Here is a 20,633-nt window from a genome sequence, read left to right on the forward strand (position 1 = left end):
CTCTTAAACCGCTGTGCGTTTAAAGGTGAATTTGCGGCGGGTTTCCCCGGCGGCACAGCAGGTGTGTATAAAACCGCCCAGGCTCCGGTGATAGGTGCTTTTATGGAGCAGGTTAGCGATGGGCAAGCCCGCGTTCATCGCGTCCAGGCGGTAGCGCCATTCCAGAGGCAGGGCCAGGTCACACTTGTGGTCGAGGGTTTTCTCGATATCAGACAACGATAGGCTGGCCCGTTTCTCATAGCCATCCACCACCACGTAGCGGGAGCACTCGGTAGCCACCCACTCGTTGATTTCCTGCAGCAACTTTTCTGTCGCCTGCACCTGGTCCACCACCGGATGAGTCACGGTGATGATGCGATTAACGTTGGCGCCGATGGCTCGGAGCCATTCCCCTGTGTGGGCGGGATCAACACGGATCACCATGTGGTCAAACAGGGTCGCCAGCTGGCTGATCGTAATATAGAGATCTGCGGCGGCATCGCCTTTCAACAGTTCGCTGCTGATATCTCCAGACAAAAGCCGCAGGCCATCCTGGTATTCTTCCAGGGCGGTTTCCACCAGTGATCGGTCGATGCTGTCGCCACGGCTGATGAGCTCGTCCAGGGTCAGGCGGCTGAGGTTGTCAAAGTAGAAGGTGCGGTTGGCCTCAGAGTTGGAATCCATGGCCAGTATGTTTTTGCCGGCCTGGTATTCGTTCAGTTCCGCCACGAAGTTCTGGCAGAAGAAACGTGTGTCCACAATGCTGGACGCAGACACCACCAGGGTGATGTCGCCCCGGCCGGCACTGGGTGCGGCCGTTGGCGCCTGGGCGGCGGAATCGGCTATGCGGCGAACGCGATCGCGGGCGGTATCGGCGTCCACGCCGGTCACCAGGCAATCCCGGGCACCGGCACGCATGATGCTGAGCAGCAGGTCCTGGGACAGCCGATGGGCAACCCCAATCAGCTGTGAGTTCGGGCAGGCTTTCTGAATGGCGGCAAACACCTTCAGGGCCCGGTTGGCGTCGTTCTCATCGATGGCCACCAGCACCACCGGTGCCCCGGTTGCCTGCACCAGACGGCTGACACGAGACAGATCCATGGAGCTGAGGCATTCCAGATTCCACTCGGATTCGAGCACTCGCTCAAGCCAGACGCGGGCACCTACATCATCGGCTACGCAGATTATGGATTCGCTCATGGGTACCCTTCCCTTACCAGCTCAGGCCGCTTTCGATCGGCTCGCCTGCACTGCGACTATTAATCACCATGTCCAGCCAGCCGGTGCTGCTGTACTCATACTCTTTACCGAAGTTGCGAACATCCGCCGGCAGCTTTCGCTGCGGGCTAACCAGCCTGGGGGTGACCACCATGATCAGCTCCTTGTCTTCGGAGGCGATGCGGTCTGACCGAAAGAACGCGCCCAGAATGGGGATGTTGCCCAGGCCCGGCAGTCGGTCGCTGGTATTGGTAGTGGAGCGGCTAACCAGGCCACTGATGATGAAGCTCTCGCCGGAGGCCATGGAGACCATAGTTTCGGTGCGGCGAATGCGTAACCCGGGCACAGCAACGCCGCCGGTGGCCACGCCTGATGAGAAATCGAGCTCACTGACTTCGGGGGCCACTTTCAGGATGATCTGGTCTTCACTGACCACGGTGGGTGTTAGCGCCAGGCTGACGCCAAATTCCTTGAACTCAATCTGGATATCGCCGTCCCGGGACGACACCGGAATAGGAAACTCACCACCGGAGAGAAAGGTGGCTGTCTGGCCACTGAGGCTGACCAGCGAGGGTTCCGCCAGGGTGTAGGCAAAACCGCCGGATTCCAGGGCGTTGATGATGCTGAGGGAGCTGGAACCAAAGCTGAACAGATTGAAGCCTTCGGCGCCCACGCCCGGCACACCGGCTGCGGAAGCGCCGGGGAAGCCCCGGGTGGCACCGCTGCCCGGCGGGGCGATGGTAACGCTGTTGTTACCGCCATTGAACAGTCGCGAGTAATAAACGCCCAGGGTATTGAGCTCGGAGCGGTTCACTTCCACCACGCGAATGTCGGTTTGCACCTGCATGGGCAGCGGGTTTTTTGACCCCAGAACATCGGACACCTGGAAGTTGGTCTGGCGCGGGCTGGTTTCGCCTTTCAGCCAGGCGCGGACAATGGCGGAACCCTGGGCTTCTGCTGTCACCAGCACTTCCTGTTTTCCGGTGGCGGTGACGGACACGACATCCGGATTGGACACTGAGAGCTTTTCCAGCGGTTTCATAAAGGTCAGCACGTGTTGCTCACCTGGAGCCACGGATACCCTGTCGGCATCGGCCATCGCCGGAGTGGCAATCAAGAGCAACGAGGCAACCAAAGCGGTGGCGAACGCCCTGCCCGATGGCTTCAGGCGGGAACAGAGATCAGCGTACATAGACACTCCTTGTGCCGGAACCTTCGTAAATCTTGACCTCTTGGCCGGGGTTTCTGGCAGGCGCCTGTCGGGGTTGCTGCGCAGGGGCAGGCTTGGGTTTGGCACTGGGGCGGATGTCTGTAAGCAGGCTGATCTGCTGTTCTTCCACCGCTTTGCCGGCGATGTCATCCAGCGCTTCTTCGCCAATGGCTTTCAGCTCTGGTCTGGCGGCGACAAAGCTCAGTCGCGATTCCGAAGCGGCGAGGACCAAACGGGCAACCTCCGCCTGCGGCACTGACAGCACCATGGTCTGGTTGCGGCGCTGGGCGTCGTCACTGGCGTCACTGCCGGGTTCCAGGGCACCGCGTACTGCCAGCACCTCGACATTGCGCATCAGGCGGGTGGTGCCGGTATCGGTTCCGCCAGAACCCTTGAAGGTCGCGTAAATATCCACCTGGTCGCCCGGCTGGATCAGCCCACCGACGCTGGACAGAGCGTTCAGTTCAAAAGCCATGGCGCGAGCGCCGTCGGCCAGGGACAATTGCAGCGGCGTGCCCGAATCAATGCTGGATTGCGACAGCAGCATGCCCGCTTTAAGCGGTCTGTTTAGAGCCGTTCCAAACGGGGCTTGATCTGGGGAGAGAGCGCTTTCCAGGGCCGCCGGCAGTTCAAACTCCTGGAACTGTTCCTGCGCGAGCACGGTGCCGGCTTCCAGGTCCTCAATGGCGACCAGATAGCGGAAAACCGGTGCCGCCTCTTTCTCCTCTACCGCCTGGGCCGGCGCCTGTTCCGCTAACGGGGTGGCTACGGGTGTTTCAGGAGATTGCATGAGCCCGTAGAGGGCAAGGCCGATGGCGGCCAGTGCCAGAACCAGGGAGGGCGCTGCGTATACGAACTTTGACCTCATTCAGCCTGTCCTTATTGTTCGCAATGAGAGTTGCCGCGCAGGGGCAAGGTTTGTCACGTCAAAACGCAATGGCGGAGCGGGCGGTCAGCTGACTGGGCATGGGAGGAAACGCACCAATGCCCGCAAACCGCACCTGGGGCATGAAGGAAGAGTCACCCGCATCTGCCACCAGCACACACTCCAGCAGCTGCACACCACCATGGTTAACCACACCGCATTCGCGGGTAGCAATGTGGTCGGCTGCCGCCGCCGGCAACCGGCCACTGAGCGCTGCAAGCACTTCGCTGCTGTAGGCTACGGCGTTATCTGAAAAGGTGCTGTACTCACGCCGGTCGAGCGAGAATACGGCTGATGCGGCGCGGTCGACTGCTACCTGCATCTGGTACTTGTTATAGAAGAGTACCCCGTATCCCGCCGCCCCATAGATAATTGCAAGAATCATGGGGAAGACCAGCAGAAACTCCAGAGCAATAACGCCTTTTTCTTTTTTTATAGTCATAAGGCACCTGTGCAAATCAATACTTGTACTGCACAAACAAGTTGTTGATCAGTTGGCGTCTACTTGATCCTGAGCGTTGCCAAGCAGGGAGTTGAAAGTATCAACTATTTTACTGCCAATGCCGCCTTCGTCGCCGGCGGTTGCGATGACCACCCCCAGAATAATGACAATGACCGCCCCAAGCATCAGATACTCCAGCGAGGAAGCACCCTTCTGACGAGAACCGGCGAACGGTTTAGAAAGCAGGTTCGAGATATTGTAATTTTTCATGACCAGGCCTCTTTATATAACAAAACAGCATTTATTTGTTTTCCGAATGAATCCAGCTTCTAGTTTATGCGTACAGAATAACTGGGCGCATTCGATCATAGTTCCGTGATCACAATTTCATCCTAACTGCATTATTCGGACTTGACACCTTTATAACTGAAAAGGTTTGTAAAGTTATTTGCCCGAAATGCCAAGTTTCAAGGCTATTTGTGCCAACGGCCATCCCGCCAGAACTGCCCGAGGTCCAGCCCACGGGCGATAACCTCCTCCTCTACACACTCACGCATGGCCCGGTAGATTGGTTCCCCTTTCTGCCTTTGCTGCCAGAAAACGGTGGCAAGGCGGCGGGCGAAGAATGGACAAGCGGCCTCTGGCTCCGCAAATTCATAGCTCATTACCCTGGATGCCCCGAACAAAGGCGCCAGCTGGCTCAGCTTGAAGTCCGGATCTTCCTGCTGGATGGCATCGAAAATGTCACGACCAGAGGCCGGTACCGGCATGAACAGATCGATATCGTCCGGGTAGCGGAACAGATAACGCAGGAGAATAGAGGTAGGGGCATCGATACGCTGGTTCGCCCGCTGGCGGAATCGATAGAAGGCTTTTACCTGAATACCAAATACCCAGTATGCCTCGGCACTGGTGAGGCCAAAGCTTTCCCGGAACAATGAGAAGGGGCTGTCACTGCGACCCAGAATCGGGCGTTGGGCGCGGCTATAGGAGGCCAGTTTCTGGTCAGACACCTCTTCGGTGTTGGTCCATTTACCTTTCTCGATCGCCTGCTCAGGACTGGTATCCCGTGAGGCGGCCTCGTCTTTCAGAATGCCAAGGTATTGATCGTTGAACCAGACCTGAAAGCGCTGATTCACATCGTTTTCGAAGTTCAGCAGCAGTTCATCATTCATCCAGTCAGTTAGTGAATCCCGCTCGCGGAGCAGGGCCCAGCCATTCAGGTTCTTTGCGGTGGCCAGGACATCAGCGGGCACTTCTGGGGTTTTGCTGGCCAATGCCGCGAGTGCGTCTGCGAATGCACGGGCATACTTTGCCACCACCAGTCGCTGCAGGCGAATGATGGGCAAACCGGCCCCTTGGGAGCCGTCAGCGCTCTCTGACAGCAGTTTGTAGGAAGAAATATACGAGCGGCCAAACAAAGGCGCAAAGCCCGCCTTGTTGGGTGTTCTGCCATCCGCCCCCGGCATAAACGGCTGCAGCAGGGAAAACACTTCCGGGTGGGAGGGGCGCAACGGAATGGGTACCCACTCCGGGTGTTTCAGCAGCAACCGCACCAAAATGGCCTGGCTTGGCCGCAATCCGGGAAGTTCGGCCACCGCGTCGTCGTCATCGGCCAGGCCCAGGGTTTCATCGGGCGTTACGTCTCGCCCGACCGTTTCGATAGAGCTTTTCGCTCGCTTAAGCTGGCTCAACCGATTCAACGGGACGTTCATCAGCATGGCCAGATCAAGATCACGGACTTCGCCGCCACCAAGGTAGCTCTCCAGCACTGCTTTGAGGCTCATCAGGGATTGGCCGTTGATCGGTTTTGACGGGTGAGTGAGTTCGCTTCTTGCCATGCTTTGCCTTTATCCTTTAATACTCATTGATAATATCCACACTGAATCACAAATGGCACGCTTTCGTTTTTGTATAATATTTTTTCAATGTTACCATACGAAGCTGAACAGTCTGGGTGCTTCTGATGGACATTGAGCAAACGCTCTGAGGTGCAGAAAATAGTGCACTGACCATTACCCAGGCTTTCATCATGCTGATTTTCCGGAGTGTAAAGCCACCGTGTCTGCCATTGGTACCAAAACGTTCTTCTTCTACGAGGGCGAACAGCAACCTGCAGAATACACCATCTGCCAACCTGACTATTTTCAGGGGCCGGATTTTCAGCTTCCCCGTAAAGGCATTACCCTCCTCTATGGCAACAAGGGCCCTGGCAGTCTGATCGGCGCTGCCGTTCGTGAAAGCGCATCGACAGGCTTGGGCGTCTGCTTTGCCGATATCAAAGTCGATATTGGCGATTGGGACAGCAATAAGCAGAAGCTGTCTACCTTCAACGCTTGCCGCTTCCTCAACTTGCCCCTGCGGGCCAACCGGGAAGTGCTGGACGACGTTAACCGGTTATGGAACCAGTGGCTGGACGCAGAATGCGCTCCCCGTGAGGATTTCCCCCGCAAGCCTTCCAACCGGATGGACCTGCTGGACAAACTGGTGGAGCTGGCCCCATATCGGGAGTTAACGGCCATTGCCTATGACGCCGTCACCCGCTTCGGTACCGCCAAGTTCGTCACCATCTATAACCTGGACGCCATTCTGGACGACCAGATTACCGTGATCCCACCGCAGACAACGCTTCGCTTCTCCCTGCCCGAAAACGCCTGACCCCTTCCCTGCTGCACCACTGCATAAAAGGCCATTAAGCCGCCCCCTACCCCTGCGCAAAGCAAGCCGCTCGGGCCAGAGTGTCAATTAACGTGAAATTGTGTAATCTTTTGTTTGCGTATCGCATAATACAACTTATACTGATTTTGCATTGAGATCACAAGGAGATAATCCATGCAACGACGCATTCTGGCTCTGGCTGCACTGTTCGGTGCCGCCCTTGCGACCGGCCTGGCCGCCGCTTCTGAAAACTTTCCGATCAGTTACACCACGTTGGGACTGGAGGGCAGCTATGTCGACTCCGGCAACTCCCGCAATAAATCCGCGGTGGAGGATAACCTGGCCAATTACTGGGAGGGTGGCCTCAACATTACCCACCAGTTCAACCCCAATTTCAGTTTGTTCGGCCAGGCCAGTTACGCCGAGCCGGAAACCCGCGTAAACAATGTCGATATTGAACTGTGGCGCTTTTCATTAGGTGGCCGCATTCACCCCGGCAAATTCCGCCTGGGTGGCTGGCGCCCGTTCGCCGGCGGCGGCTACAGCAACACCAACCTGGATATTGATGGTGGTGGCAGCAAGAACGAAGACAGCCTCTACCTGGAAGGTGGCCTGCAGCGCATGCTCGCGCCCCGCTTTATGTTTGAGGCCGGCGTGCGCGCCCGTACCGAGCTGGAAGACGGCTATGTGGACGGCCAGTACTTTGCCGGCATTCACTACCTTTTTAACCGCAAGTTCCCCGCGGCACCCAGTGCTGAGATTGCGCCCCGGCGCGAGCCGGTGATTGCACCGCCCAAAGACTCCGACGGCGACGGCGTGATTGACGAACTGGACAAGTGCCCGAACACCCCGCAAGGCGCCCTGGTGGATGCCGACGGCTGCCCGAAAGAGCTTACCCGGGAAATTCGCGAGACCCTTTACGTTGAGTTTGAGCTGGACAAAACCGAAGTACGCGAAGCCTTCTACCCGGACATCGAAAAGCTGGCCAAGGTGATGAAGCAATACCCCACCTCCACGATCTTGTTGGAAGGCCACACCGACAGCACCGGTTCCGCCAGCTACAACCAGCGGCTGTCCAAGAGCCGCGCCGATGCGGTGATGAAGGTGCTGATCAACGAATTCGGCATTATGCGCAACCGGATTACCACATCGGGTATGGGCGAATCCCAACCCGTTGCTTCGAACGACACACCGGAAGGTCGTGCACAGAACCGCCGAGTGGAGGCCGTTGTCTCCGGCGAGCACACCGAAATCATGAAGAAATAAGCAGAGGACGCGATCATGACGATTACAAAACGCACTTTGACAGCATTGGGTATTGCCTCTTCACTGGCCTTGGCAGGCTGCGGCGGCAGTGGTGAAGGCCCGGGTGATCCGAGAGTCTCCGTACCTCAGGACCCGACGCGGGACCAGACTGAGCAGGCGCAGTTCTGCGCATCCTCAAGCAGCACTTTTGCGGTGACGGAATTCGTACCGGCAGATGGCGCAAGCGATGTGGCGCTGAACAGCAACGTGCGAATCACCTTTAACGCCAATGTTGACCCAGCCAGCGTGGCGGCCCACGTTCGCTTGCTGAACGGCGTCAATCAGGTGGCGCTTGAAGAGGGCAGCCCCCGGGTGATGGGCAAGTCTGTGGTGTTGAACCCACAGGGCAATCTGAGCGCCAATACCGAGCACACCATTGAAGCTTTGTCTGGCCTGCAAGCCGATTGCCCGGATAACGACACCGCCAAAACCCTGGGCACCAAAAATGCCGCCAGCTTTACCACCGGCGACGTTACTCAAGAAGACACCACCAGCCCGACCGTGGCGGCTTCCAGCCCACAGAATGGCGAAACCATGGCGTCGCCTGATACTCGCATTTTCATGGAGTTCAGTGAGCCGGTTGACCCTACTACCGTTAATGAGGAGACCTTTGTTGTTCAGGAACTGGACGATAACGGCAATGTTGTAGGCGTGGTCTCCGGCGCCATTGGTGTGGTTGGCAACTCCGTTGAGTTTACGCCTGATCAGAACCTGGCTGGGCAAACCTACTATCGCGTCATTACCACCAACGGCATTACCGATCTTGCCGGCAATGGTGCGGAATCGACGGATTCGGTTGTGTTCCGAACCGGTGGGCTCGTGCTGGCCCTGAATGAAGGCGTGATCAACCAGATCCCGCTGCTGGGCGCGGCCCTGAATGAACTGGGCGGAACCCTGCTGGACCCGCTGGCGTTCGGCGATTCGGAGGACGGCCTTAACAGTCTGGATAACGCACTCATTCTGAAGCTCCCGCTGATTGATGGCCTGTCTGAAATTCTGAACGGCGGCATCCAGCTTGGCGGAATGTCGACCACGAACGTGGATGGCGTTGATTTTCTGAACTTCCTGACGGGGGTGGTCGCGGTTTGTGATCCGAAATCGGTAAACAACGGAGAGCCCGGCGTTAACTGCACCCTGGCACTGGATCTGGGCTTGGGCCAAAGCCAGATCACTGCTCTGGCGGACGCCTTCACTGGAGGCAACCCGGAACAGGTTCCGGACCTGCTGCTGGGGCTGTTTGAGGGCCTGGCATCTGGCGATCTAAGCACGGTTCCGCCGGAGCTGGCTGATCTGTTCGAAGAGAACGACCGTGGTTTGCTGCAGCTTCGCCTGGTGGATGACAACGGCCTGCCGTTGCCAGAACCTCTGGAAGACGGCCTGCTGACTGTTCTGGATGCCGTTGCACAAATCCCGGTGTTGGGCGAACTGACCAACCAACAGGATGCCAAGGCACTGGCCGATATTGGCCTGCTGCAGGGCTCCCTGGTGAGGGTTGACCTTGGCGGCCTGGCTTCCATCACCGTTCTGGACGGCTTCGAAACCTTCGTTGGCCCCAACGGTGTTCTGAATCTGGGCGGCGCCCTGTTCGACACCTTGCTGGCGCTCGCCCCTGAAGAGGGCGGCAATGGCGGCATGCCGAGCCCTGAAGACCTGCCCCTGATTGGTCAGTTGATCGGCCTGCTGGATGCCGGCGGCTTCCCGGACGGTGGAGAGTTTGGGCTGACAGATGAGTTCATCGAAAGACTGCAAAACCTGTTCGAGATGGACACACCCTTTGAGCCGGAAGACCTGCCCCTGCTGGGTGACCTCCTCACCCTGCTGGACCCGGCAAACTTTGGCGAAAGTGACTTGCCGGTGATTGGCGACCTGATCGAGGAACTGATGACTCTGGGCGACCTGTTCGACCCAAGCAACCTGACCGAACTACCCGAAACCTTCGCAGGCCTGTTCGGCAACCTCTTCAACTTCTAATCCCACCTTTGGGGTCAGACCCCCGGACATTTGGCACCATCAAATGTCTTGGGGTCTGACCCCGCTGTTTGTTTTTAATGTCTTGGGGTCTGACCCCATTGTTTGTTTTTCAAGCAAACCCTCCGATTTCTTTCTATAACTGTACTTGAACACTTCCTTACAATTTGCTCCTAGAGAAAATGGGGGCCGCGCCGATAGTGTTAACCGGAATTACATATAACAATATTGCGCTTTACGGAGTGCCCATGAGAAAAAACCTGCCCGTCACCAACAATGAACGTACCTTTTCCCCCAACCAGAAGTTGATTTCTTCCACCGACCTGAAAGGCAAGATCCGGCACTGTAATAAAGCGTTCGTTGACGTCAGTGGCTTCAACCGTGAAGAGCTGATTGGCCAGCCCCACAATATTGTTCGCCACCCAGATATGCCGCCGGAGGCCTACGCGGAGATGTGGGGGTGCCTGAAGTCTGGTAAGCCCTGGATGGGATTGGTGAAGAATCGATGCAAAAACGGCGATTTTTACTGGGTGAGCGCTTACGTCACACCAGTGACCGAAAACGGGGAGATCATCGGGTACGAGTCGGTTCGCTCCTGCCCTGCTCGGGAAGATGTGGCCCGGGCCGAAAAACTGTACGCCAGCATTCGGGCGGGTAAGCCGGCGCTGAAACTTCGGGGCTATGCATCCGCTATTCCGCATATCCTTGTCGGCACTGCGCTGGTTGCGGCAGCCCTTCTTTATGGTGCTGGGCAGGTTGCCGGGGCGGCAAGCTTACTGGCATTCGTCTTTGTTGGGCGGCATGTCTGGGCAACGGTGTCGCAATCGAATCTGATCACCTCCGTAATGGAACAGATGGGCAAGACCTTCACCAGCGATCTGGCAGCACGGAGTTACACCGATGAAAAGCTTGGCCTTGGCCGGCTGAAAGTGGCTGTGATGGCGCAGAAGGCGCACCTGGACGCAGTGCTAACCCGGCTTGAAGATTCATCTGCGGCGATGAGGTCGCACACCACGCGGGACCTCGAGATTGCCTACGACACCCAGCAAACCATGCAAAAACAGCAGCAGGAAACCGAACAGGTGGCGGCTGCCATTCATGAGATGTCGGTGACCATCGGTGAGGTTTCACAGAACGTGCAACTAACGGCCGACAAGGCGGACAACGCCCGCCAGGCGTCTGATCAGGGTGTTGCCACCATCAACTCTACCCGGGCCGCCATCGAGAATTTGAAGCAGACCGTACACAACATCGGCCAATCGGTTAACGATCTGGCCCAGCAAACCCACCGGATTGCCTCTGCCGCGAAAATTATCGAAGACATCGCCGAACAGACCAACCTGCTTGCCCTGAATGCCGCCATTGAAGCAGCACGGGCTGGTGAACACGGCCGGGGCTTTGCGGTGGTGGCCGATGAAGTGCGCAACCTGGCCCGCCGAACCCGGGAATCGACCAAGGAGATTCATGGTGTGGTTTCCGAACTCATTGGCAAATCCGAGCAATCGGTGCAGGTCGCCGAAACCGGCGTGACAGCCGCTGATAATGGCCTGGAAAAGATGCTCGAAGCCCAGGCAAGCCTGTCAGACATAGCCGAGTATGTGGTCACTATCGCTGAAATGGCCCTGCAGATGGCTACCGCCGTTGAAGAGCAGGCGCAGGTGTCTGATCAGATCAACGAACAGGTGGAACGCATCTCAAATATGGCGGAACAGAACCTGGTCAAGGGCGAGGAATCCACCCAAAGCGTGCGCGAGATGGGCGACATCGCTAAAGACCTGCACGAGCTGGTCGTCCGCTTCAAATAAAAGTTGGGGTCAGACCCCAGGACATTTGAGGGTGCGAAATGTCCGGGGGTCTGACCCCAATTTCAGGGGGTGATGGTCTGGAAGATGCCGGAGCCGCCGCAGGCTTCGGCGTTGTCGTAACCGGAATCGACGACCTGGCCAATCCAGTAGTTCAGCAGCTCGACGGCCTCGGTGTGGCTGACGCTCTTGGCGATGGGCGGCATTTTGCGCTGGGGGTCGCTGGCGTCTTCCACTCGGCAGGAGACGATGGAGCGCCCTGGATCACCTGGTACGACGACATGTTGCCGGCCACAGGAGCCGCCGCCGGTGGCGGTGGGTTTCTTGCAGATGCCGTAGCCGGCGTCGATCTTGCGGTAGTGGTCCAGGTAGTAGCCGGTATTAGAGGCCGCGCCTTTGTCGTTGTGGCAGTGCTGGCAATTCACTTCCAGATAGGCCCGCAGGCGTGCTTCCACGTCTTCATCTGAACCACTGGCGGCGCCGCTGTCGCCGGGTACGTTCCAATGGGGCAAGCGTTCGATGTTGGTGGCCACGCCGCGACCATCGATCTGCAGGGGCGGTACGTTGGCGAGCAAGCCCTGGTCCTTCCAGTACTGCAATTGGTTCACCCGGGGGAAGCCGCCCTGCCCTGCGGTGCCCATGAAATCCGATTCCGGTCGATAAGCCCGGTTCAGGTTGCGGGGTTTGGGGCCGATGGGGGCAGCGCCAGCTTCCAGGTCGTCATTGGAATGACAGGTAATGCACTGGTTCTGGTTCGGAATGGCGTAGCTGTCGGTGGACCCGGCCAGCAGTTTGCCAGTGTGCTGGTCTTGATAGTGCCAGCTCACGCTGCGGGTTTCGCCACCGGGGACCAGCTTCGCTACTTTCTGGCCATTGGCATCCGCTGTCCAGCTATAGGTGGGGCCACTCCACACCGCCTTGCCACTCTGGGAGGTGCGCTTGATTAACAGGCGGGTTTCCACCAGTTCCTCTGTACCCTTACTTTCGTCGGTGAAGGCGAAGGTTTTGGCGATCACGGTGCCAGTGGGGAAGTGAATGGTGCCGTTCAGGTTACCGCCGTTCTGGCCATCCACATACAACGCTTTGGTGCCGGGCGGGATGAATGCGACCCGGTACTTGGTGGCGTAGTCTGAGAACAGCTTGGAATTGAGGACAAACGGCACACCGCCTTCGTGGGGCATGCTCCGGGGATCCTGCGCGTCTGCAAACAGGTTGTACTGGTCCAGTCTGGGGCAATCCACGGCCAGGGCGTCGCGGTTGATCTGGCCGTTGGCCACCGGCGCTTCACACAACTGGTTAATAAATTCTTCAGAAGGTGCCGGATCTATGCCTCCGCTGCGCTCAAACGGGGGAATGGTCACCCTGGGCAGGCTGGCCAGGGTACGGCCGAAGCGGGCATGGCAGTCGTGTACGCTCATATCCGAATCGGCAAAGAATTCAGTCGGGCCGGTGAGGATGTCGCTCAGGCTCTGCCAGGAGAGCAGGGATGGGTCTGGGTCCATTGCCGCAAATAACAGCTCCAGGCCGCGGGTGCCGTGGAAGTTCATGTAGGCAAGGCTGTCGCTGGAAAACTCGTTGCTGTGAATACAGGCGCCCCATTCCGGCAGTTTACGGTCGCCCTGGTTGTCAAATTTGTAGGCGTTGTACAGGCACTCAGGATTGGGGTGCTCGTTGGTATGAATCGGCTTGCCATTGGCTTTTTTCGGCACTGGCTGGCCGTTGGCATCCACCGGGTAGGGGCAATCGGCATCCAGCTCATCCAACAGTCCGTCCCAGACAATATGGGCACCTTTTCCCGGCCGATTGAGGTTCTTGATGCCAATCAGTGTCGGCAGCACGGTTTCCACCTCGCCCTCCACCAGCACTTTTTCCAGATTGGGCGGCGGCAGATCGTAGCCGGAGTTCTTCATTACGTTGTTGTGAATGTGCAGGCCTTCGGTGTACGGGTCCAGCTTTTTGTCTGAGGTTTTGCCCTTGCCGTCGATCAGCTCGTAGCTGGTGTAGATGATCGCTGCGGTGCTGTTGTCTTCGAAGAGGTTGTTGTATATCTCGATGTTGTCGTAACCCAGGGTAATGAACCCGGTGCCCCGGGGCACGGCAGAGACGATGCCGCTGGGGGCAAAGTTGTAGGTGTTGTTGTTACGGGAGATGTTGTTCAGCATCACCGAGGTGTCGCCGTACTGGGTGATGTTTTCCAGGTCGTAGATCAGGAAACCGCCGGTGTTGCATTCCGCCAGGTTGTTGTCGTATTCCCCGCCCTGCACGTTTTCGATCTCAAAACCCATGACGTTATAGGCGGCGCGGCTGTTGCGGATGATGGCGTTATTGGTCTGGCCAACGTAGATACCGGCATCCGAGGCGCCGATGGATTCTGAGTTATCCACCAGAATGTTTTCCGACTCCACGGGGTAGATACCGTAACGGCCGCTGGAGGCACTGGGTACGTAATCCGGCGTCGGGTCGCCCTCGTTGAATGGGGGGCTGGTGCATTCCACGTGCAGCCGGCTGGCGACGTTATCCCTGGTGATGGGCTCACCGCCACCGGACCAGATGGCCCGCACGTTCAGCAGGGTGCCCCACTTGACACCCTTCAGCTTGAAGGCATCGCCCGGGGAATCCAGGATGGTGAGGTCCTTCACGGTAATGCCCCTTACATTCAACGCTTCCAGACCGGTCACGTTGTCGCTATTGCGGAAATTCAGCACGGTCTCATCCTTGCCGCAACCGCGAATCTCCACGTCTTCCGTGGCCTGAATCAGCAGGCCGTGGTACAGGTCATAATAGCCGCAGCCGAATTCCAGGCTATCGCCAGGGCGCAGCTGAATCATCGCCGCCACCATGTCTTCCGTGGCCTGCTCACCGGGCGTCACTTTGAATACCCGGCCTTCACTGAATCTGGGCGGTTGCTCCGTTTCCTGGCCCGGCCGGTTGGCATCGGCCCGGTCATTACCCGATGAACCGCCAAAACAACCGGACAACAGCAGCACTGCGCTGATCCCCAGCACCGCAAAACCTGACATTCTCAGTCTCTGTATCATGGCAATTATCCTTCTTCTTATATTTTTGGGGTCAGACCCCAAGACATTTGGTGGTGCGAAATGTCCGGGGGTCTGACCCCAATTTCATAGCGGGGCGTTTTCGATGCGTTCCCACATGCGCAGGTAGGCTTCGGCCGAGGTGAAGAGTTGGTTGACGGCGTCGTCGATCAGCTCTTTCGGGCGATCACTATGAAGCATCATGTCGGCGATCTGGTCCGGGTAGAGGCCGTAGTGGGCCACGCCGCGGCCGTCGTAGAGGCCGAATTCCCGGTCGCCGGTTTTCTGTTTGTGGAAGATCACTCGGCCATCCACGGAGGTGAACGGGTACAGCCTGGCCTCGTCTTCGGCGCTGCCGGGGTTGTTGGCCAGCTGGGCGATGCCGTTTACATCAGAGGCGAAGCCGGCGCCGCCGAAAGGCCCGACTTTCTGGTCATCCGGGCGGGGGCGGTTGCCATCCTGCACCAGTCTGTCGACCCAGTTTTCGCGCACGCCACCGAAGGAGGCGGTGATGCCACCCTGGGCGGCGATGCGATCACGCAGGGCTTCGGTGCCACCCCAGCCGCCGTGGCTGTTGATCACCGGGTAACCGAGTTTTTCGGTGATGTCGAGGATGCGAGCGGCGGCCTTGCGGCTGATATGGTCGGTTTCGATCATCATCTTGCGACGCACCAGTTCCTGGATCAGGAAGTCGCCCAGGTCTGTCAGGCCGCGGCGGTTACACAGGTGCCCGGTGCCCTGGCGGGGGTCCAGGGCTTTGAGCTCTTCCGGTGTTTCCGGGAAACGGTCGCCCAGGTAGTCGATCTGGAACAGCAGCTGGTCCAGGATGCCAAAGGCCTGCATGTCGGCATTCTGATCGGCTTCATCACCAACGTATTCGGTACCTTCCGGGCATTCTTCAAACTCGACAAGGTGGCCGGTTTCCAGCAGGTTTCCGCCATAGAGTACGGCGCCAATACCAACCCCGGAGGAAAGGTCCGGCAGATGGCCGCCGAAGGCGTTGTCGAATTTGTGCACCGGGAACATGTTGCGAACCCCCAGCTGATAGAGCTGGTCCAGCCGCTCCACAATGTCTTGCGCGGTGCATTCGGGCACGCCCATAAACTCGCCGCAGCGCATGACTTTTGACATCTCGATGCCCAGTACCACGGCCATCTTGCCCTCTCCAATCACTTCCCTGGCCTGGGCCGGGCTGGTGACAATCTGGAACCAGCCTTCACCCGGGCCGCCGTGCTGAGCGTCTATGTAGTTCTGCATTTCATACATGCGCTGGATCTGCAGCAGGATGGCTTCCATAGGGTCGCAGTCGTTCTGTTTCTGGGGGTTGATGCCGCAGAGCACTTCGTTATGCACCAGGTGGTTGACCAGGATTTTCATGCCGGAGTAATGGGCACGCTCCAGCCAGCGGTAATAGCTTTGATGGTGCTGGAGGGAGTTGTAACGGGGCCAGTCGTTGAAGGTGGGCCAGCCCTGAGTGTCGTGGGGGCCTGTGCCGCTGGTGACCAGCTCGAGGAAACCGGTGGTGCCCCAGGGGCCGTGGGCCACCTCGCAGTTCTCCAGGGCGTGGGTAACGCCAAACTTGTGGAACGGCGCGCCGTAGTTGATGCGCCCACCGATGAACTCGTAGGCGGAAATATGGGAGTGGGTATCAACGTAGCCGAAGATATCGTCGTTATCGATGCCCTTGATACCTTTGAAGCGATCCACTTCTTTCAGGTAGATGGCCGGGCCACGGTTGTCGGCCACCTCCAGGTTCAGGCCGGCCTCCGGGTATTCGGTGCAGCCTTCGGCTTCGGTGAAGGTAAAGGTGTTGGAGGCATTGCGCAGTGATGGGGATGTGAGTGTTAACCCCTCTTGCGAGGTGCCTAACAGGAGGCCTGTAACGGCTGATGTCATGGTGTACTGGTCTGTACCCTCGTGTTTGTTCAGTTTCCAGACGGCCAGATCATTGGGCCGGTCAACGGCGGCCAGCCGTGGCAACACGTCAACATTGCCCAATTGGCCACCGGCGAAATCCAGGCTCTCGCCCAGCTGGCGAAGAATACCGCCCAGGGGCAAAATCGGATCCAATACCAGGTTGACTGTGTCTCCCAACCCGGACACCAGGTAACTGAGTTCGCCGATAAAGTGCCCGCCGGTATCCAGGAACTCGCCAGCCGGATCACTGATGCCCAGCAGTTCAAACTGGCCAACCTGGGTGTCCTCTCTGGAGAAATCAGACATCATCAGGTAAGAACCCAGCTCGGTTGGCCGCATGGTGAAACGTGCGGCGTCACTGGCATTAGCGGTTACACCATATTGCCCGCCAGTCGGTTCTGACACATAGAGACCATCCGCCTGCAGGCTGTAACAACCGTTGGCGAAGGCGAAACGGGTGTTTTCGTAGGCATACGCATTGGTTGTCTGGCCCGGTGGTGCCGGTGGGGCGCTGTTCCCTGCGCCTGGTGGCTGTTCGCTGTTTTGGTTGACAGCCGGCGATGAATCGCCACCATCACCGCCGCAGGCGGATAAAAGAAGTAGTGAGCTTGTAAAAACCGCAGAAACCAGCAGGCGCCGGCGCGCTAAATTAGCCACGTCATGTCTCCTTTACGGGCTTGGCCCTTTTTTTGTTTTTTATCGCATTAAACCATCTATGCCTAATTATTAAGCAAAAGAAACAGTGTGTCACGTATCTAAAAGAGGCATTCCGGGCCAATCTTTAGTGTTTCAGAAACGGGTAAGGAAGAGAGCCCGCCCCGAATGGGGCAGGCGGAGGTAATACCAGGTAACCTGGCGCTTAACGAACACCTGCACGGCGCAGTGCCGCCGGCGTGAAATCGTTGGAACGGGCATTCACTTCAAAGGTGTAGGGATCGCTTTCTTCGTTAGTCAGCCCCATCACCAGGTATCGGCCCGACATCAGGTCATACAGGGTTTCTGCCGCATAGAAAGGCGCGTTGATGTCATAGCCTTGAACGTGATGCGCCTCGGCCACACGCCAAAGGTCACCGCGCCCATCATAGTGATCGACCACAGCAATCTGCCAGGAATCCTCATCCACATAGAAATCCCGCTGACCATAGATGTGGCGCTCGCCGTTTTTCAGAGTTGCGCGTACATGCCATACACGGTGCAGCTCATAACGGGTATGCTCCGGGTTGATGTGCCCAGGCATGACAATGTCTCTGTAGCTCAGGTCACGGGCACCAAGGCGGTAGGAGTTATAGGGAATGTACATTTCCTTCTTTCCCACCAGCTCCCAGTTGTAACGGTCTGGCGCGCCGTTGAACAAATCCAGGTTGTCGGAAGTCCGCTGGCCGTCTGCGGCGGTACCCGGGCCATCATAAGCCACCTGCGGTGCCCTGCGAACCCGACGCTGGCCGGAGTTGTACAGCCAGGCCCGGCGACCTTCTTTTACCTGGTCCAGGGTTTCGTGAACCAGCAGTACGTTACCCGCCAGGCGAGACGGTGCGGTGATCACCTGCTTGAAGTAGAACAGCACGTTGTCATCCATGCCGGGTTTGTAGTCGGCCAGTTCGACCCGATCAGTCAGGTGCTCAGTGAATTTCACCGGGCTGAAGTCGCCGTTGGCCTGGGGCGTTACCTGGGCCACGTTACGGATGATGGAACCACCGCGGTAGCGGGTGATGTGGTTAAAGATCACTTCCTGGCCCTTCTGGGGAATCGGGAAAGGAACGCCTTTTTCGTAGTTTTGCAGCCCGTTCCCATCCGGTGTCAGGCTTACCCGAGTGGCGTTTTCTTTCGCAAGATTCAAAAATTCCTCGGGATAGGTGGATGTGCGGCGAGTTTCATACACCGGAATCGAGTAGGTACTGTAGGTTTTGATCATCGCGACCTGGCCCGGAGACAAGTTATCTGCGTACTGGTCCACGTTGCTCTGATCGATCACGAACTTCACTTCGTCGTTCGGGAACGGGTCTGGGTAAATACCCTGCTGAGGCTGATTGACTCCGGGGTCGGTCAAACCGCCATCCCAGGCCGGGATGTCGCCGCCGTTGCCGGCCTTTTCAGCACCGATGGGCGTCAGTTCGTTGCCGAGTTTGGCCGCTTCCGCTTCAGACACCGCGGCCATCGCAGACGATACTCCGAACAGCGACAGCGCAATGGCGCCGGCAATCAGGTGTTTCTTGTGGGTTCCCATAATGAGTACTCCTGTGTTTTTTGATATCAGAATGAGTAAGAGATACTGGCTGAGACGAAGTCCCGGTCGGAGATTTCGTTCCAGTCGCCGCCGAAGTAGCTGGTGTAATTGATAGAGCCTGAGTAGCGGTTCTGGTAGCTGGCATCCAGGCCGAGGCTCAGCGATTTGTTGCCTTCCTTGAAGTTACCGCCTGGGTCTGGCGCGTAGCCTTTCACGTCGTGGGTGAAGAACAGCTTGGGCATCAGGTTGATGCCGGCAAATGCATTTGCGTAGTCAAGCGCAAACAGGGTGCGGTATCCCCAGGAGAAAGACGTGGTGAAACCATCGTTCTTACAGAAGGTGGGGTTGATGTTCAGCCTGGAGGTTTCATCACCCGGCCCCGCGCTACAGAAATCCCCGGTAAAGCTGTCGCCCTCGAGAGGCACCGGGCCAATACCAAACATGCCTGAACGACCATATCTGGCCTCGCTCTTGTCTGGCAGGTCGTGCACGTAGGTTGCCCCAACTTCCGCAATGGTGATGAATCGGTCAGCGCCGAACACACGGTCAACGAAGTGAATGAGTGTGGCCTGGGCTTGCGATATATCGTACCGATCAAATCCGTCCACACGCTCACCCGCGTAATTGACCCCAGGATTGGCATCGCGGAAACGCTGTTCCAGTTTGCTGATCACCTGGCCATCGGGACCCCGCTGCTGCAAGCCACCGTAGATCAGTTCGAAGGTATTCCATTGAACAGGTACGTCTTGCTTGAAGCTGTACTCAGCACCCAGTGACGTACCGGTCGGCAAGGTGGTGTTGATGCTGATGCCGTAGAGGTCGATTCCTTTCGGGTAATCAATGTAATAGCTGGGGAACCGGGACTCCGGCAGGTCAGGGTTGCTGAACTGGCTGTCGAACTCCGCTTCCGGGTTAGCCACAACCCCGCTAAGCATAGGCAATCGGCTGTGATAGCGAACGTAGTAAAAGCCCAGTTCGGAATCGAGTGCCGGCACGTACCAACGAAGCGCAACGCCAAACTGGTCTTTGTCACCAGGCTCTACATCGCCTTGGCGGGGAGCGATGAAACCTTCCTCAAACGCTTGTGCATCGGGCACCTGACCTGCCAGCAACACCGGCCCGCAACCGGGGGATGCCACGTCGGCCGTCGAGAAATAGGTGCCACAATCATCAACCTTGAACGGCTCCCATTCGAGCTGTGCATAGGCTTCCAGCGTGATTTCCGAGGTCAGGCCTATCGAAGTGTAGATCATGTTTACCGGCAACAGGGCGTCTTTCAGTTCGGCACCGGGGGTTCTCAGGGCAACCACATCAATCGGGTTGGTTGCGTTGATACCGCCCTGGATGAAGGTGCTCTCGCCCCAACTGACCACTTGCCGGCCAGCCCGGACAGACACCGGTGTGTTGCCCAGGTACCAATCGGTAAAGATATAGGCATCCAGCAGATCCGCGCCTGCGGCGTTGTCTTTGGCTTTGCTGTTAAGTTCACGGCGCTGCCCTACCGGGTCCACCGCTCGTTTGTTGTCTTTCAGTTCGTGATCATAGTAATAGGTGCCACGGACCAGCGCGCCGATACGGGTGAGGTAGTTACTGTTCGGGCTGTAATCCAGGAACAGCTCGGAGCGGCCCCGGAGGATCTGTGAGTACGGGTCGCCTTTGTCAAAATTCAGGTTACCGTCGTCGAAGTTGTTGGATGACGCCCCAATGTTGCTGTAAGCAAATTCTGGCCCCAGATTACCTTGTGAAATCAGGTTTGGGTCACGATCTTCCACACGGACGGCGATACCCGCAGTCAGGGTTGTGCTGAAGGAAGCGTCAATACCATAGAAGTTAAAATCAATGGCGGTTGCCGGAGATGCGATCAATGCAGCAATCGCTGCGGCCAGGCCGGTGTGTTTTCCGGCGAACCGGCTAATCGTTGTTTTTGTCATTGGTATGCTCCTGTGTCTG

Annotated in this window: 14 protein-coding genes; 4 read left to right on the forward strand and 10 right to left on the reverse strand. The window is 57.7% G+C overall.

The features are described from left to right. Positions 1-3 precede the first annotated feature (3 nt). From RVM24_RS09825 to RVM24_RS09850, 6 genes are all read right to left on the reverse strand, one after another. Complete coding sequence (locus RVM24_RS09825) at positions 4-1,179, reverse strand: hypothetical protein (protein ID WP_061331471.1); 1,176 nt, start codon at positions 1,177-1,179, stop codon at positions 4-6. 13 nt (positions 1,180-1,192) lie between these two features. After that, positions 1,193-2,389, reverse strand: a complete 1,197-nt coding sequence (locus tag RVM24_RS09830) for a type II and III secretion system protein family protein (protein ID WP_374814352.1) — start codon at positions 2,387-2,389, stop codon at positions 1,193-1,195. Beyond that, entirely contained in the window at positions 2,379-3,275 is an 897-nt protein-coding gene (gene cpaB, locus RVM24_RS09835; RefSeq protein WP_374814354.1) for a Flp pilus assembly protein CpaB, read from the reverse strand. The genes RVM24_RS09830 and cpaB overlap by 11 nt, the downstream gene beginning before the upstream one ends. A gap of 58 nt (positions 3,276-3,333) precedes the next feature. Beyond that, positions 3,334-3,774 carry a TadE/TadG family type IV pilus assembly protein gene (locus tag RVM24_RS09840; RefSeq protein WP_106695069.1) on the reverse strand — a complete coding sequence of 147 codons (441 nt, stop codon included), beginning with the start codon at positions 3,772-3,774 and terminating at the stop codon, positions 3,334-3,336. A 48-nt stretch (positions 3,775-3,822) separates the two neighbouring features. Beyond that, on the reverse strand, positions 3,823-4,044 hold the full coding sequence (locus RVM24_RS09845) for a hypothetical protein (protein ID WP_106695068.1): 222 nt from the start codon (positions 4,042-4,044) through the stop codon (positions 3,823-3,825). A gap of 203 nt (positions 4,045-4,247) precedes the next feature. Beyond that, positions 4,248-5,615, reverse strand: coding sequence for a hypothetical protein (locus RVM24_RS09850; RefSeq protein ID WP_106695067.1), 1,368 nt, complete (start codon positions 5,613-5,615; stop codon positions 4,248-4,250). 220 nt (positions 5,616-5,835) lie between these two features. Between RVM24_RS09850 and RVM24_RS09855 the strand changes: the two genes are divergently transcribed. The 4 genes from RVM24_RS09855 (at position 5,836) to RVM24_RS09870 (ending at position 11,510) form a co-directional block, all read left to right on the forward strand. Beyond that, entirely contained in the window at positions 5,836-6,432 is a 597-nt protein-coding gene (locus tag RVM24_RS09855; RefSeq protein ID WP_061331476.1) for a hypothetical protein, read from the forward strand. A 174-nt stretch (positions 6,433-6,606) separates the two neighbouring features. Next, positions 6,607-7,698 (forward strand): OmpA family protein, encoded by a 1,092-nt coding sequence (locus RVM24_RS09860; protein ID WP_061331477.1) that lies wholly within the window; start codon positions 6,607-6,609, stop codon positions 7,696-7,698. Positions 7,699-7,713: 15 nt separating this feature from the next. Then, positions 7,714-9,708, forward strand: a complete 1,995-nt coding sequence (locus RVM24_RS09865) for an Ig-like domain-containing protein (RefSeq protein ID WP_431475330.1) — start codon at positions 7,714-7,716, stop codon at positions 9,706-9,708. A 245-nt stretch (positions 9,709-9,953) separates the two neighbouring features. After that, positions 9,954-11,510, forward strand: coding sequence for a methyl-accepting chemotaxis protein (locus RVM24_RS09870; RefSeq protein ID WP_431475331.1), 1,557 nt, complete (start codon positions 9,954-9,956; stop codon positions 11,508-11,510). Positions 11,511-11,572: 62 nt separating this feature from the next. Here RVM24_RS09870 and RVM24_RS09875 read toward each other — a convergent pair whose 3' ends face one another. The 4 genes from RVM24_RS09875 to RVM24_RS09890 all read right to left on the reverse strand — a co-directional run bounded on the left by RVM24_RS09875 (position 11,573) and on the right by RVM24_RS09890 (position 20,614). Beyond that, the gene (locus tag RVM24_RS09875) at positions 11,573-14,545 is read right to left on the reverse strand and encodes a parallel beta-helix domain-containing protein (RefSeq protein WP_431475332.1); all 2,973 of its coding nucleotides are present in this window, start codon (positions 14,543-14,545) and stop codon (positions 11,573-11,575) included. Positions 14,546-14,629: 84 nt separating this feature from the next. Further along, positions 14,630-17,116 (reverse strand): hypothetical protein, encoded by a 2,487-nt coding sequence (locus tag RVM24_RS09880; RefSeq protein WP_431475333.1) that lies wholly within the window; start codon positions 17,114-17,116, stop codon positions 14,630-14,632. 202 nt (positions 17,117-17,318) lie between these two features. After that, the gene (locus tag RVM24_RS09885; RefSeq protein WP_431475334.1) at positions 17,319-18,683 is read right to left on the reverse strand and encodes a DUF1329 domain-containing protein; all 1,365 of its coding nucleotides are present in this window, start codon (positions 18,681-18,683) and stop codon (positions 17,319-17,321) included. 26 nt (positions 18,684-18,709) lie between these two features. Then, entirely contained in the window at positions 18,710-20,614 is a 1,905-nt protein-coding gene (locus tag RVM24_RS09890) for a DUF1302 domain-containing protein (RefSeq protein ID WP_431475335.1), read from the reverse strand. Between the last annotated feature and the right edge of the window lie 19 nt (positions 20,615-20,633).

Origin of the sequence: Marinobacter sp. KM021 (assembly GCF_050707965.1) — a bacterium.
GTDB lineage: Bacteria > Pseudomonadota > Gammaproteobacteria > Pseudomonadales > Oleiphilaceae > Marinobacter > Marinobacter shengliensis.